Below are 12,984 nucleotides of genomic sequence, written 5' to 3' on the forward strand. Positions count from 1 at the left end.
GTTCTGCTATCGACTACTGAACCGGTTAATAAGCTGACCTGGGATTTCACCGCACAGGCCGGAACCGTGAGTCGGTAAATCCGTGATTTCACCGGTGACGGCCCGCGGCGCGCTCGGCTTTCTAACCCGACACCGCGCGCAGGGCTCCGGGACGGCGGCCGGTGAGGCGGCTCAGGGCGGCGGAGGCGGCCTCGTCGGCGGGCAGGTAGGCGATCAGGCGCAGGACGTCGGTATCGTTAAGGTCCAGCGTCTCGTAGGACAGGCGCAGCTCGCCCGCCTCCGGGTGGGCGATCCGGCGCACCCCCGCGCGTACCGGCAGCGACGTGGGTGAGGACCAGCGCCGGGCGAACGCCGCCCCTCCGGTGACCGACAACTCCTCCGCGACGTGCGCCACGTGCGGGTCGGCCGGCATCGTGGCGAGCCGGAGGTCGGCGACCAGCTCGTCGGCGACCCGCTCCCACTCGGGGAACGCGTCGGCCGCGCGCGGATCGGTGAACACGTAGCGGACGAGGTTCGGCTGATCGCCGTCGAGAAGGCCGAGGGGGCGGGCGACCCGATCGAAACCGCGGGTGGTGGCGAGCACGTCGCCGACGCGGTCGACCAGCAGCGCGGGGTCGGGGTCGAACCTGTCGAGCAGCGCGCGCACGGTGGGCCGCACTGACGGTGCGGACGGCCGCTGGCCCGCGCACTGCGCGCCGCCGCCCTCCTTGGCCAGGCGGTGCAGGTGCAGCCGCTCCGCCGCAGACAGCCGTAGCGCGTCGGCAAGGGCGCCGAGCACCTGCCCGGAAGGGTGGCGGTCACGCCCCTGCTCCAACCGCGTGACGTACTCGACGCTCACATCCGCGAGGGTCGCCACCTCGGATCGGCGCAGCCCGGGGGTGCGGCGCCTCCCGCCGTCCGCAAGCCCGACCTCGCCGGGCGTGACGGCTTCGCGGCGGGCCCGCAGAAACTCCCCCAGATCGTTGTCGCCCATGGCCCGAGTCTAGGGCCGCCCCCTCGCGGCAGCATGTCCCTGCCGCTACCAGTCCCGCGGCGGCCTTCCTGCCCGCCCGTGGCGCGCCCACAGTGGTGTCGACCCGTGTCCGGTCCGGACGCGGTGCCACACCACCTCAGACCACGGGAGCACAGCCGACGATGAGCGCATTCACCGAGACGGAGATCGCCTACCTGATCGAGCAGCCCCTGGGCCGCCTGGCCACAGTGGGCCCCGACGGCCTACCGCAGGTCAAACCGGTCGGCGTCTTCTACGACCCCGAGAACGACGGACTCGTCGTCGGCGGGATCGACATGGCGCCGAGCAAGAAGTTCCGCGACGCGACCGCCAACCCCGAGGTCGCCGTCGTCGTCGACGACCTGGCCTCGGTCGACCCGTGGAGCCCGCGCGGCATCGAGGTCCGCGGCCGCGCCGAGACCCGGACCGAGGGCGGCGAGGCGACGGGCGAGCGCTTGGGCGCGGGCTTCCCGTTCAGCCCCGCCTGGATCCTGATCCACCCGCGCCGCGTCGTCTGCTGGGGTATCGGCTCCGGACCGTTCGAGTTCGCCGCCCGCACCGTCGCCTGAACACCGCCTCCGTCCCCGACCGCCGGACCGGGTGCGGCGGATCGGCCATGGCCCGATCAGCTTGTGAGTCCGGCCCCGGCCGCCGAAAGGAATCCATGCGCCACCGACCGCTCGGCCGAACCGGACTCCGCGCCTCAGAGCTGTTCCTGGGCGCGATGGCCTTGGCCGGCGACGGCGAAGGGCCCCTCCCGCCGAGGACCGCAGCATGCTGGACGCCTATGCCGAGACACGGGCAGCAACGCCCCGCGGGGTTCGGCAGCGCCTTCAACGGGGTGGACGCCCGCGGCCGAGCCGGGGCCGCAGCCGGTCGGCGGCCGCCGGAGCGGGTCAGAGCATGGGCGGAACCGGAGGGAGCACGGAGGCGGGGTACTCGACGGGCGTGCCGCCGCGGTGGACGGTGAGGCGAGAGCCGTCGGCGCGGCCGGAGAGCCAGGCCAGGATCTCGCCGGCCGGCCCCTGGGCGGTCACCGCCGGGCCCGCGGCGGCGCCGATGCGGTACTCGGCCCCGCTCGCGCCGTCGCGCAGCAGGACGGGCGGCAGCTCCTCCTCGACCGCGAACCGCGAGGTCAGGCTCTCCAGCTCGGGGCCGGTGAAGAAGGCGGGCCAGTCGCCGGGCGTGTAGCCGAGGTCGAGGTCGACGTGGTGGTACTCCACCTCCGCCAACCGCATCCATACGACCCGCGCGGCCGGGAAGACGCGGCCGCTGCGGTGCCGGATCTCGAACGTCCACGCCTGCTCGGGCATGGTGCGCACGACCTCCGCCAGCCGCTCGGCGGTGGCTTCGAGGTCGGCCGCCTGCTCCTCGGGAGCCCGCCCGGCGCCGTCCTCGATATCGCGCTCGCGCGCCTCGGCGCCGGCGTACATGTCGGCCTGGACGCCCTCGCGTGCGCCCTCCAGGACGCGGACCATCGCCTCGGCGCTGCGGGAGACGTGGGCCAGGACGTGGCCGCGCGTCCATCCGGGAAGCAGCGAGGGTTCGGCGACCTGCTCGGGGCGCACGGCGGCGGCGGTGCGCAGCAGGCGGCCGGTGCCCTCCTCGATCGCGCCGAGCACCGCAGTGGGCTCCTCGGGGCGGACGCTTGGTGCGGTCATCATGGCCTCCTGTGCTGGTCTGCCCGCCTGCTCCGCGGCGGCGCGGCGTGCTCGGGGCACCGGCGTGCGGACCCGCGCGGGGCTGCGCCGCGCACCGCGGAGGCGGGAATGACGCTACCACCGGCAGACCGGGGCGACACGGTGCAGCGGCCGACATGGCGCGATCGATCCGCGAACGCGAATCGGGCGGTCCCCCCAGCGGGGACCGCCCGATCGTCGCAGGTGGCTGAGCTCGCGTACCGGACTCGCCGACCTCTGGCCGAGAGGCCTTAGAAGTCCATGCCGCCCATACCGCCCGTGGGGTCGCCCCCGCCGGCAGCCGACGCCTTCTCCGGCTTCTCGGCGATGACGGCCTCGGTCGTCAGGAACAGCCCGGCGATGGAGGCCGCGTTCTGCAGAGCGGAGCGGGTGACCTTGGTCGGGTCGATGACGCCGTCCTTGAACAGGTCGGTGTACTCGCCCGTGGCGGCGTTCAGGCCGACGCCGGCCTCCATGTTCTTCACCTTCTCCGCGACGACCCCGCCCTCAAGGCCGGAGTTGATCGCGATCTGCTTCAGCGGCTCCTCGATCGCACGGCGGACGATGTCGGCGCCGATGGACTCGTCGCCCTGCAGGTCCAGCTTCTCGAAGACCGGGACGCCGGCCTGCAGCAGGGCCACACCACCGCCGGGCAGGATGCCCTCCTCGACAGCGGCCTTGGCGTTGCGCACCGCGTCCTCGATGCGGTGCTTGCGCTCCTTGAGCTCCACCTCGGTGGCGGCACCGGCCTTGATGACCGCGACGCCGCCGGCCAGGCGGGCCAGGCGCTCCTGCAGCTTCTCGCGGTCGTAGTCGGAATCGGTGCGCTCGATCTCGTTGCGGATCTCGTTGACCCGGCCGGAGATGTTGGAGGCGTCGCCGGAGCCGTCCACGATGGTGGTCTCGTCCTTGGTGACGACGACCTTGCGGGCGCGGCCGAGCATGTCCAGCTCGGTGTTCTCCAGCTTCAGGCCCACCTCTTCGGTGATGACCTGGCCGCCGGTCAGGACCGCGATGTCCTCCAGCTGCGCCTTGCGGCGGTCGCCGAAGCCCGGGGCCTTGACGGCGACGGACTTGAAGTTGCCGCGGATCTTGTTGACGATCAGCGTCTGCAGCGCGCCGCCCTCAAGGTCCTCCGCGATGATCATCAGCGGACGGCCGGCCTGCAGGACCTTCTCGACGACCGGCAGGAACTCGTTGTTGTTGGAGATCTTCTGGTTGGCGATGAGGATGTAGGGGTCCTCAAGCACCGTCTCCATGCGCTCCAGGTCGGTGGCGAAGTAGGGCGAGATGTAGCCCTTGTCGAAGCGCATGCCCTCGGCGAGCTCCAGCTCCAGCCCGAAGGTCTGCCCCTCCTCGACGGTGATGACGCCTTCCTTGCCGACCTTGTCCATGGCCTCGGCGATGGCGTCGCCGATCTGGACGTCGCCGCCCGCCGAGATCGAGGCGGTGGAGGCGATCTGCTCCTTGGTCTCGACCTCCTTGGACAGGTTGGCCAGCTCCTCGCTGATGCGGGAGACGGCGGACTCGATGCCGCGCTTCAGGCCGACCGGGCTGGCGCCCGCCGCGACGTTGCGCAGGCCCTCGCGCACCATGGCCTGAGCGAGCACGGTGGCGGTGGTGGTGCCGTCACCGGCGACGTCGTCGGTCTTCTTGGCGACCTCCTTGACGAGCTCGGCGCCGATCTTCTCCCACGGGTCCTCGAGCTCGATCTCCTTGGCGATGGAGACGCCGTCGTTGGTGATGGTGGGGGCGCCCCACTTCTTTTCCAGCACGACATTGCGGCCCTTGGGGCCGAGCGTCACCTTCACGGCGTCAGCGAGCTGGTTCATGCCGCGCTCAAGGCCGCGGCGGGCCTCTTCGTCGAACGCGATCAGTTTGGCTGCCATAGACTTCTTGTCCTCCCGAGACCGGGCTGATACGCGAAGGTACGAGCCGATGCCCGCGACGGACGACCGTGGTACTTCCGGCAACCCCGCTGCCGGGGACCTCGGCCTCATCGCCTCGAACCAGGGTTTAGCACTCAGGATGCCAGAGTGCCAGCGACCCCATTATTAGCACTCCCCCTATGCGAGTGCAAATGCCCTAACCAGACTTCGCTGCGGCGTTACCCGCAGGTCAATGACGCCTCGTGGCCGCAAGTGGAAAAGCCCGCGCCCCGCCCTCGGGGGCGGCGGGGCGCGGGCTGGGCCGACTGCGCGGCCTGGCGCGTCGGGGGTCGGGACCGTCGGGGGCCGGGGGTCAGCAGCCTCCGGCCACGGCCGGGATGATCGAGACCTGGGTGCCCGACGCGGTCGGGGTGTCCAGTCCCTGGGCGAACCGCACGTCCTCGTCGCCGACGTAGACGTTGACGAAGCGGCGGATCTTCCCGGCGTCGTCGACGATGCGCGCCTTGATTCCGGGGTACTTGGCCTCCAGGTCGGACAGCACGGCCTGCACGGTCTCGCCTTCGGCGCTGACCTCGGCCTCGTCCTTGGTGTAGGTGCGCAGGATGGTCGGGACGCGGACACTGACGCTCATGACTGCGGTATCTCCTTGACTCGCTCGCCGGCCGGCGGTTGCGGGGGTTGTCCGGGCGCTCTAGAGAAGCCCGGCCTCCTTGAACACGTCCAGGGAGGGCTTGATGGTCGCGGTGACCCCGGCCTCGACGGCGTTCAGGGTCTTCAGGCCGTCGCCGGTGTTGAGCACGACGGTCTCGGCACGGGGGTCGAGGGTGCCCTCGTCCAGCAGCTTGCGCAGCACCCCGGTGGTGACGCCGCCGGCGGTCTCGGCGAAGACGCCCTCGGTACGGGCGAGCAGCGAGATGGAGTCGACCACCGCCGCGTCGTCGACGCGGGCGACCGCGCCGCCGGTGCGGCGGCAGACGTCGAGGACGTAGGGGCCGTCGGCGGGGTTGCCGATCGCCAGCGACTTGGCGATGGTGTCGGGCTTGACCGGCTGGATGACGTCGTGGCCCTGCTCGTAGGCGGCGGCCACCGGGGAGCAGCCCGCGGCCTGGGCGCCGAAGACCTTGTAGGGGCGGTCCTGCACCAGCCCCAGCTCGATCAGCTCGCGGAAACCCTTGTCGATCTTGGTGAGCTGGGAGCCCGAGGCGATGGGGACGATGATCTGCTCGGGCAGCCGCCAGCCCAGCTGCTCGGCGATCTCATAGGCCAGGGTCTTGGAGCCCTCGGCGTAGTAGGGCCGCAGGTTGACGTTGACGAAGCCCCAGTCCTCGCCGGCCGGGTCGCCGATCAGCTCCGAGCAGAAGCGGTTCACGTCGTCGTAGGTGCCGTCGATGGCCACGACCTTGCCGCCGTAGACGGCCGCCATGACGATCTTTCCCTCTTCCAGGCCCGCCGGGATGAACACGCACGAGCGGAACCCGGCGCGGGCCGAGGCGGCGCCGACCGCGCCGGCCAGGTTGCCGGTGGAGGAGCAGGAGAGGGTGCGGAATCCGAAGGTGCGTGCGGCCTCGACGGCCATGGCCACCACCCGGTCCTTGAAGGAGTGGGTGGGGTTGGCGGAGTCGTCCTTGACGTGCAGCGAGCGCATACCCAGCTCAGCGGCCAGCCGGTCGGCGCGCACCAGCGGCGTCAGGCCGGGGTTCATGTTGGGCAGCTCGGCGACGTTGCCCGGAACCGGAAGGAGGTCGGCGTAGCGCCAGATGTTGTTCGGACCGCGCGCGATGGCCTCGCGGGTGACCTCGCCGAACTCGTAGGCCACCTCAAGAGGCCCGAAACAGAACTCGCAGGCGAAGCTGGGGGCGAGGTCGTAGCGTTGGCCGCATTCGCGACAGGACAGCGCGGCGGCGGGGCCGAAGGCGCGGGCGGAGGGCGTGTCCGTTTCCGTGGCGGTAATCGCCATGCGAGGCGTCTCCCCTCATCTTTCCTGGCTGACCGATCTGGCCCCAGGCCGGAGTTGGCACCTGCCTCGGCCGCCTCGCAGGATCGCGAGTCGCGCAAACCGAGATGGTTGCCGGGGCTTCGCAGGGCCGGTCCCTCCACCCCTCTGGATGAGCAATATGAAGTTGTCGGATCCGCAGTTGGGCGCCCGGGGCGCAGCGGAATCCGCATGCCACTGTAGCTCACGTTTCGCCCGAATTTCCATGGAGAGTGATCCGGGTAACACGCCTGACGCCGGAGCGCCGGGGTAGCGGCGCCCGTACCTGCGGCGCCGCGCGCGCCGGCGCCGGTTTCGGCGCGCTATCCCTCCGGAGCCCCGAACCGGCGGGTTTGCGCGGGGCCCGGGAAGGCGAGACCTATGACACCTTCGCGCAGCGGGCCCTGTTGTCAGCGGTACCGGTGTAGTGCAATGAGACGTCGGCGCGATTCCGGTGACAGGTGAGAGGTGGACGATCAGGTGGACAAGGCGCAGCTCCTCGTGGCTTCCAACAGGGGACCGGTGTCCTTCTCGATCGGCGAAGACGGCTCCCTCGACTACCGGCGCGGCGGGGGCGGCCTGGTGTCAGGGCTGAGTTCGGTCGCCGAGACGACCGACACCCTGTGGGTGTGCGCGGCCCTGACGGAGGCCGACCGCACGGCCGCGGCCCGGGCCCCCGAAGGGCGGCTCGACCTGGCCGGTTTCGACCTCGGCAGCATGCGCGTGCGGATGCTCGACATCCCGCCGGACACCTTCACCGACGCCTACACCCGCGTGGCCAACTCGACGCTGTGGTTCGTGCACCACATGCTCTACGACACCCCCAACAAGCCGCGCTTCGACGCCGCGTTCCGCACCCAGTGGGAGGGCTTCCGCTCCTACAACGCCGCCTTCGCCGAGGCGCTGCTGACCGGCTCGGCCGACAACGCGCGCGTGGCCGTGCAGGACTACCACCTGGCCCTGGTGCCCCGTATGCTCCGCCAGCGCCGCCCCGACCTGCGCATCGCCCACTTCTCGCACACCCCGTGGGCGCCCCCGGAGTACTTCGGAATGCTGCCCGGCGAGGTCGGCCGCGAGCTTCTGGAGGGCATGCTCGGCGCCGACCACCTCGGCTTCCTCAGCCGCCGCTGGGCCGACGCGTTCCTGCGCTGCTGCGAGACGTTCCTACGGGTCGACGTCGACTGGAGCCGGCGCACCGTGGAGTTCGGCGGGCGTGTGGTCCACGTCGGCGTGCACGCGCTGGGCGCCGACGCCGACAGCCTGCGCCGGCGGGCGGCGGCGGCCGACGTCGAGGAGTGGCGGACGGCGCTGCGCGAGCGGGTCGGCGACACCAGGCTCATCGTTCGGGTCGACCGCACCGAGCTGTCCAAGAACATCGTTCGCGGCATGGAGGCCTACCGCGAACTGCTGCGCGAGCACCCCGAATGGCAGGGCCGGGTCACGCACCTGGCTTTCGCCTACCCCAGCCGCGGAGACGTCCCGGAGTACCGCGAGTACACCGAGCAGGTGCAGCGGGTGGCCAAGGAGATCAACCAGGAGTTCGCCACGGCCGACTGGAGCCCGCTGATCATGGAGGTCACCGACGACTTCCCACGCTCGCTGGCCGCCTACCGCATGGCCGACGTGCTGCTGATCAACCCGATCCGAGACGGGATGAACCTGGTGGCCAAGGAGGCTCCGGCGCTCTCCGACGACGGGTGCGCCCTGGTGCTCTCCACCGAAGCCGGTGCGGCCGACGAGCTCGGCACCGACTCGATCCTGGTCAACCCCTACGACGTCACCCAGACCGCGGCTGCGCTGCGCAAGGCGCTGGAGATGCCCGAGGACGAGCGCCGCGAGCGCTGCGAACGCCTGGTCGAGAGCGCTACCGCGCTGCCGCCCAAGCGCTGGTTCGCGGAACAGCTGAGCGCACTGAAGTAGCGGCATCGTCCGGGCTATCACCGTTGATCTTGTAGCCATCGTCACTGGAAATCGTTTTTCATCACGATGGCTACAAGATCAACGAAGCTCGGGGGAGCCGGAAGCCGGAAGCGACGGCCGGGGCGCGGGCCGCCGGCGCCCGCTCCCGTCACTCGGCGCGCGCGGCCGCCGACTCGCGGGCGCGCCCGATGATCTCCTCGACCAAGGCGGCCTTGGCGTCGGTGTAGTCGTCCAGGCGGCCCCAGGTGCGCTGAGCCAGCTCGCGCTTGGTGCGGTCGTAGCGCTCCCGGTCTCCGGCGTCGGCGCGCAGGCGGTCGCGGAACAGCCGCAGCCGCTCGGCCTCGTCGGCGCCGGGCCCGTAGACGTGCACGTTGGTGTTCACGTCCGGGCCGCGCAGCACGCGGTGGCCGTCCGCTTCGGGCTCGCGGTGCCACAGCGCGTAGCCCGCGGCCTCCAGCGGAGGCAGGTAGGCGGCCTCGTCACCGGAGTCGGGCACGGTGAGCAGCACGTCGACGCAGGGCTTGGCGCTTAGGCCGGGGACCGCCGTGGATCCCACGTGCTCGACCTCCAGCGCGGCGGCGCCCAGCGCCTCGCGGATCCGGTCGGCTTCGCGCTGGAACAGGTAGGGCCACTTCGGGTCGGCCTCGACGACCACCACCCGGCCGTCGACGAAGTGCGGCGGCGGGGCGAGCGCTCCTGCGACCGCCTGCGCGCCTTCGCCTCCCCGCCGCGAGGGGAGGGGCGCAGGGACGTCGGGTGTGCGGGATCGGGGCGACCAGTCGATCGACTCGTTGGGGGACATTCCGCCAGACTTCTATGCCCGCCGTCCTCCGTCAAGGCGCCAATTGGGGAAAACGCCTGTTCAGCGGCCACGTACAGCTTGCTCGCGGTCACTGAACGGCACGGCTCGCACGGACCGCGAGGGCACCGGACAACCGGAACCGGACCGGGCCCCGGAACCGCGCCGACCCGCGGCACGGGTTTCAGCGCCGCCGGCGCCCGCCGCGGCGGCGTCCCGCCGGAGCGCGCCGGCCGCCGGAGCGGGCCTCGGCGCCGGCCGGCTCGCGGTCGTCGCGCTCCTCCCGGTTTTCCCGGCCCTCGGCGCCGCCGCGCCCGCGCTCGCGCCCGGACCGGCGGGACGGCAGGTCGTAGGGGTTGGCACCGGCGCGCCGGAACAGCAGCACGACCACGAGGCCCGCGAGCACTGCCAGAAGCACGCCCGCGGTCCACAGCGCCCAGACCGGCGGCCCGGGTGCCTCCTCACGGGGCTGGTCGGCCAGGCTCTCGTCGAACAGCGGCTGGCCCTCGGCGGAGGAGGCGGCCCGCTCCATGGCGGCGGGGGCGTCGAGCACGCCCGCGCCGTAGCCGGGGGCCTGCGCGCCCGCAGCGCCCTCCCGGGTTCCCGCGGTGAGCGCGTCGGCGACCTCGGCGGGCCGCAACTGCGGGTGCTCGGCGCGCACCAGCACAGCGGCACCGGCGACGAACGCGGCGGCCGCCGCGGTGCCGCCGACGGTGGTGTAACCGCCGCCCGCTTCCGGGGCGCGGATCCCGGTACCCGGGGCGACCAGGTCGACGCCGGACGCGGGCGAGTCGGCGGTGAGCGCGAGGTCCTCGCCTACGGCGCCGACGGCCGTGGCGCCCTCGTAGGCGCCGGGGTAGGCGGAGCCGCCCTTGCCGGCGGGGGCGACGACGAGGGCGCCGCTGCGGTTCGCGTAGCCGAGGGCGGCGGCCACCGCCTCGTCCGGTTCGGCGCTCGCGGCCCCCGCCGACAGCAGGAGCACCTGGGCCCCCTCGTCGACGGCGTAGCGGATGCCCTCGTTGAGCGCGTCGGGTGCGGCCTCGCCGCCGTCGGCCACGCGCACGGACAGCAGGTCCGCGCCGGGTGCCACGCCGACGACGCCGCCGGTGTACTCCCGGCCGTGGCCGCGTCCGGCGATGATCCCGGCGAGGGGCGTCGCGCCGCCTGCCGATCCCGAGCCGGCGGCAAAGGCGTCTCCCTCGGTGAAGCCGTCGCCGAGGTCGGGGTGGGAAGCGTCGACTCCGCCGCCCAGCAGGGCGACGAGCACGCCGCCGCCGTCGTTGCGGTCGGCCGCCTCAGCGGCGCCGACGGCGTCCATGCCCCACTGCTCGGGCCGCAACTCCCCGCCGCCACCGCTGTCGGCGGCCGCGGCCGCGGCGGCCGGAGGCGCTTGCGGAACCAGCAGCGCGACCGCGCACGCGGCCGCCCCGGCCATGCGCGCCGCGGCGCGCTTGCGGCCGATCACAGATACGCCGGCAACGCCCAACACTCAACTCCCAGCCCCGACTCCCGTGGCCCGTCCTCGGCGGGTGTCCGCGACATTGTTCCACGTACGCGCAGATGGGATGGCTCGCCTCCCGTGCGGGCCGGAGCCCGCCACGGCGCGCCCGACCGCGGAGGGCTCCGAGGACAGGGAACACTTACCCCGCGGCCCCATCCTGATTGTTCGCCTCCTCACCTTCCACGGGGAGTCGCTACCATGAGTCGCGCCAATCCGGACGAGGAGGCGCCCAATGTCAGATCCAGGGCTATTCGATCAGCAACCCGCCACCCAGACCGGCGGCGCGGAGAGACCCGCGGCTTCTTTCGGCGAGGAGCGCGAGCTCGACGAGAGGGAACAGCGCATCCTGGCCTTCGAGCGCCAGTGGTGGAAGCTGGAGGGCTCCAAGGAACAGGCCATCCGCGAGGAGTTCGGGTTCTCTCCCACGCGCTACTACCAGCTCCTCAACGGGCTGGTCGACCGCCCCGAGGCCCTCGCCTTCGACCCTATGACCGTCAAGCGGCTCCGCCGGCTGCGGGCCAACCGCCGCCGCCAGCGCACGGCCCGCCAACTGGGCATCCAGCTCTAGCGACGCACCTTCAGCGACGCACGGCGACGCACGACGACCGCCGAGCAATCCGAGGGCATACTCCTGCTGAGGGGCGTGTCAGGGCGCGACCCGCACGACACCGCCCACTCCCTTCGCCCGCAACCCCGAACGGGAACGAGACGACCGCTCATGCCTCTGCCCACACCCGATTCCGAGCAGGGTGCGGCCGCGCTGGACCGGATCGTCCAGCGCCCCGCCGAAGCCGTACTGTCGTTCGACTTCGACGGCACGCTGGCACCGATCGTCTCCGATCCCGCCGACGCACGCGCCTATCCGGGCGTCACCGCCGAACTCTCCCGCCTAGCGCCGCTGGTCGGCCGCCTGGTGATCATCACCGGGCGGCCGGCCGCGGTGGCGGTGGAGTACGGCGGGCTCGCTGACGTCGACGGAATCCTGGTCCTGGGCCACTACGGCCTGGAGCGCTGGGAGGACGGCCGCGTCACCGCACCCGAGCCGCCCGCCGGTGTCGGCCTGGTCCGCGAGGAACTGCCCGAGCTGCTCCGCAAGACCGGGGCCCACGAGGGCACCGCGATCGAGGACAAGGGCCGTTCGCTGGCGGTGCACACCCGCCGGACCGCCGACCCCGACGCGGCCCTGGAGACTCTGCGCATCCCGCTGGCCGCGCTGGCCCAGCGCGCCGGGCTCACCGTCGAACCCGGCCGCCGCGTGATCGAGCTGCGGCCCGCCGGCATGGACAAGGGCACCGCACTGGCCGGCGTCGCGGCCGGCGCCGGCGACGGCGCAGCCGTGCTCTACGTCGGCGACGACCTCGGCGACCTGGCCGCGTTCGAGACCGTTGAGCGCCTGCGCGAGAAGGGTCAGCCGGGCATCACCGTGTGCAGCGGCTCCGACGAGGTCGCCGAGCTGGCCGCACGGGCCGACCTGGTCGTCGACGGGCCACCGGGCGTCGCCGACCTGCTCGCCGCGCTGCGCGAGGCGATCGACGGCCGGTAGCCGCAGCCCGGCCGCCCGCGCCGCGGCCCGCCTCACAGGTACCGAACCCCGTTGATCTTGTAGCTATCGTGAAGGAAAACGATTTCCAGTGACGATAGCTACAAGATCGCCGGTCATGCGGGCGGCGGGATCGGGGTCTGCTGGTAAAGGGCGAGCCGCCAGGCCCCGTCGCGGCGGGTGTAGCAGCTGGCCATCAGCGCGGTGAACGCGGACTCGGCCCCGTCGCGGTAGGCGCGGGCCCGATAGATCAGCGCTGCACTGTCGGGGCCGAGGACGACGAGGCGCTCGTCGGTGATCGCGTAGCCGGACCACGGGGGCGCGTGCTTGAGCGAAGCGACGACGGTCGGGCGGTCGAACGCCTCGCCGTGGGCAAGGACCATCACACCGTCCTCGGTCATCAGCGCGCCGTAGAAGTCGGAGCCGGTTCCGTCGCACAGGGAGCGCCAGCCCTGGTGCTCCAGGTCCAGGAGTTCGGCTTTCAGGGCGTCGGGGTCGCGGGGCGGGTTCGGGCCGGGGGGCGGGCTCGCGGACCCGTGTTCGTCGTTCGCGGCATCGTGCCCGGACATCATGGCTGCCTCCAAGGTTCGGAGCGGGCAGTGTCGGCTGGAAACTGCGTCGACCATGCCCCTGCGGTCATTCTCGCCGCTGACTGCACTCAGGTGACACGTCCGGCGTTCACGGTGGCGATTC

At 72.3% G+C, this 12,984-nt stretch carries 12 protein-coding genes and 1 riboswitch; of the genes, 4 read left to right on the forward strand and 8 right to left on the reverse strand.

Annotated features, from left to right (window positions below; all coding sequences use genetic code 11):
* Nucleotides 1-121: 121 nt before the first annotated feature.
* Complete coding sequence (locus tag RM446_RS18925; RefSeq protein ID WP_311546688.1) at nt 122-973, reverse strand: helix-turn-helix domain-containing protein; 852 nt, start codon at nt 971-973, stop codon at nt 122-124.
* A 161-nt stretch (nt 974-1,134) separates the two neighbouring features.
* Between RM446_RS18925 and RM446_RS18930 the strand changes: the two genes are divergently transcribed.
* Nucleotides 1,135-1,560 (forward strand): PPOX class F420-dependent oxidoreductase, encoded by a 426-nt coding sequence (locus RM446_RS18930; protein WP_311546689.1) that lies wholly within the window; start codon nt 1,135-1,137, stop codon nt 1,558-1,560.
* 327 nt (nt 1,561-1,887) lie between these two features.
* Here the strand turns inward: RM446_RS18930 and RM446_RS18935 are convergent, their stop codons facing one another.
* The 4 genes from RM446_RS18935 to thrC all read right to left on the reverse strand — a co-directional run bounded on the left by RM446_RS18935 (nt 1,888) and on the right by thrC (nt 6,516).
* Nucleotides 1,888-2,652, reverse strand: a complete 765-nt coding sequence (locus RM446_RS18935) for a maleylpyruvate isomerase family mycothiol-dependent enzyme (protein WP_311546690.1) — start codon at nt 2,650-2,652, stop codon at nt 1,888-1,890.
* Between the two features lie 269 nt (nt 2,653-2,921).
* Nucleotides 2,922-4,559 (reverse strand): chaperonin GroEL, encoded by a 1,638-nt coding sequence (groL, locus tag RM446_RS18940; RefSeq protein ID WP_311546691.1) that lies wholly within the window; start codon nt 4,557-4,559, stop codon nt 2,922-2,924.
* 352 nt (nt 4,560-4,911) lie between these two features.
* A complete protein-coding gene (locus RM446_RS18945) occupies nt 4,912-5,190 on the reverse strand; it encodes a MoaD/ThiS family protein (RefSeq protein WP_311546692.1) in 279 nt (92 codons plus the stop codon).
* Between the two features lie 60 nt (nt 5,191-5,250).
* A complete protein-coding gene (gene thrC, locus RM446_RS18950; RefSeq protein WP_311546693.1) occupies nt 5,251-6,516 on the reverse strand; it encodes a threonine synthase in 1,266 nt (421 codons plus the stop codon).
* Nucleotides 6,517-6,528: 12 nt separating this feature from the next.
* Nucleotides 6,529-6,671: riboswitch (SAM riboswitch) on the reverse strand.
* Nucleotides 6,672-7,011: 340 nt separating this feature from the next.
* Here thrC and RM446_RS18955 point away from each other — a divergent pair.
* Entirely contained in the window at nt 7,012-8,451 is a 1,440-nt protein-coding gene (locus tag RM446_RS18955; protein WP_311546740.1) for an alpha,alpha-trehalose-phosphate synthase (UDP-forming), read from the forward strand.
* 148 nt (nt 8,452-8,599) lie between these two features.
* On the opposite strand, the gene RM446_RS18960 is transcribed toward RM446_RS18955, so the two are convergent.
* A complete protein-coding gene (locus RM446_RS18960) occupies nt 8,600-9,253 on the reverse strand; it encodes a GrpB family protein (RefSeq protein ID WP_311546694.1) in 654 nt (217 codons plus the stop codon).
* A gap of 181 nt (nt 9,254-9,434) precedes the next feature.
* On the reverse strand, nt 9,435-10,739 hold the full coding sequence (locus RM446_RS18965) for a S8 family serine peptidase (protein WP_311546695.1): 1,305 nt from the start codon (nt 10,737-10,739) through the stop codon (nt 9,435-9,437).
* 244 nt (nt 10,740-10,983) lie between these two features.
* Here RM446_RS18965 and RM446_RS18970 point away from each other — a divergent pair, with 244 nt between their 5' ends.
* A complete protein-coding gene (locus RM446_RS18970) occupies nt 10,984-11,319 on the forward strand; it encodes a DUF3263 domain-containing protein (RefSeq protein ID WP_311546696.1) in 336 nt (111 codons plus the stop codon).
* Nucleotides 11,320-11,469: 150 nt separating this feature from the next.
* Nucleotides 11,470-12,294 (forward strand): trehalose-phosphatase, encoded by an 825-nt coding sequence (otsB, locus tag RM446_RS18975; protein WP_311546697.1) that lies wholly within the window; start codon nt 11,470-11,472, stop codon nt 12,292-12,294.
* A 113-nt stretch (nt 12,295-12,407) separates the two neighbouring features.
* On the opposite strand, the gene RM446_RS18980 is transcribed toward otsB, so the two are convergent.
* Entirely contained in the window at nt 12,408-12,863 is a 456-nt protein-coding gene (locus RM446_RS18980; RefSeq protein ID WP_311546698.1) for a nuclear transport factor 2 family protein, read from the reverse strand.
* Nucleotides 12,864-12,984 lie beyond the last annotated feature (121 nt).

It is taken from the genome of Streptomonospora wellingtoniae, assembly GCF_031845375.1.
In the GTDB taxonomy this organism is placed as follows: domain Bacteria; phylum Actinomycetota; class Actinomycetes; order Streptosporangiales; family Streptosporangiaceae; genus Streptomonospora; species Streptomonospora wellingtoniae.

Bases quoted from the DNA above. Each gene is read 5' to 3' on its own strand.
- RM446_RS18925 (WP_311546688.1), bottom strand. From the start codon at position 973: ATGGGCGACAACGATCTGGGGGAGTTTCTGCGGGCCCGCCGCGAAGCC.
- RM446_RS18930 (WP_311546689.1), top strand. From the start codon at position 1,135: ATGAGCGCATTCACCGAGACGGAGATCGCCTACCTGATCGAGCAGCCC.
- RM446_RS18935 (WP_311546690.1), bottom strand. From the start codon at position 2,652: ATGACCGCACCAAGCGTCCGCCCCGAGGAGCCCACTGCGGTGCTCGGC.
- groL (WP_311546691.1), bottom strand. From the start codon at position 4,559: ATGGCAGCCAAACTGATCGCGTTCGACGAAGAGGCCCGCCGCGGCCTT.
- RM446_RS18945 (WP_311546692.1), bottom strand. From the start codon at position 5,190: ATGAGCGTCAGTGTCCGCGTCCCGACCATCCTGCGCACCTACACCAAG.
- thrC (WP_311546693.1), bottom strand. From the start codon at position 6,516: ATGGCGATTACCGCCACGGAAACGGACACGCCCTCCGCCCGCGCCTTC.
- RM446_RS18960 (WP_311546694.1), bottom strand. From the start codon at position 9,253: ATGTCCCCCAACGAGTCGATCGACTGGTCGCCCCGATCCCGCACACCC.
- RM446_RS18970 (WP_311546696.1), top strand. From the start codon at position 10,984: ATGTCAGATCCAGGGCTATTCGATCAGCAACCCGCCACCCAGACCGGC.
- otsB (WP_311546697.1), top strand. From the start codon at position 11,470: ATGCCTCTGCCCACACCCGATTCCGAGCAGGGTGCGGCCGCGCTGGAC.
- RM446_RS18980 (WP_311546698.1), bottom strand. From the start codon at position 12,863: ATGATGTCCGGGCACGATGCCGCGAACGACGAACACGGGTCCGCGAGC.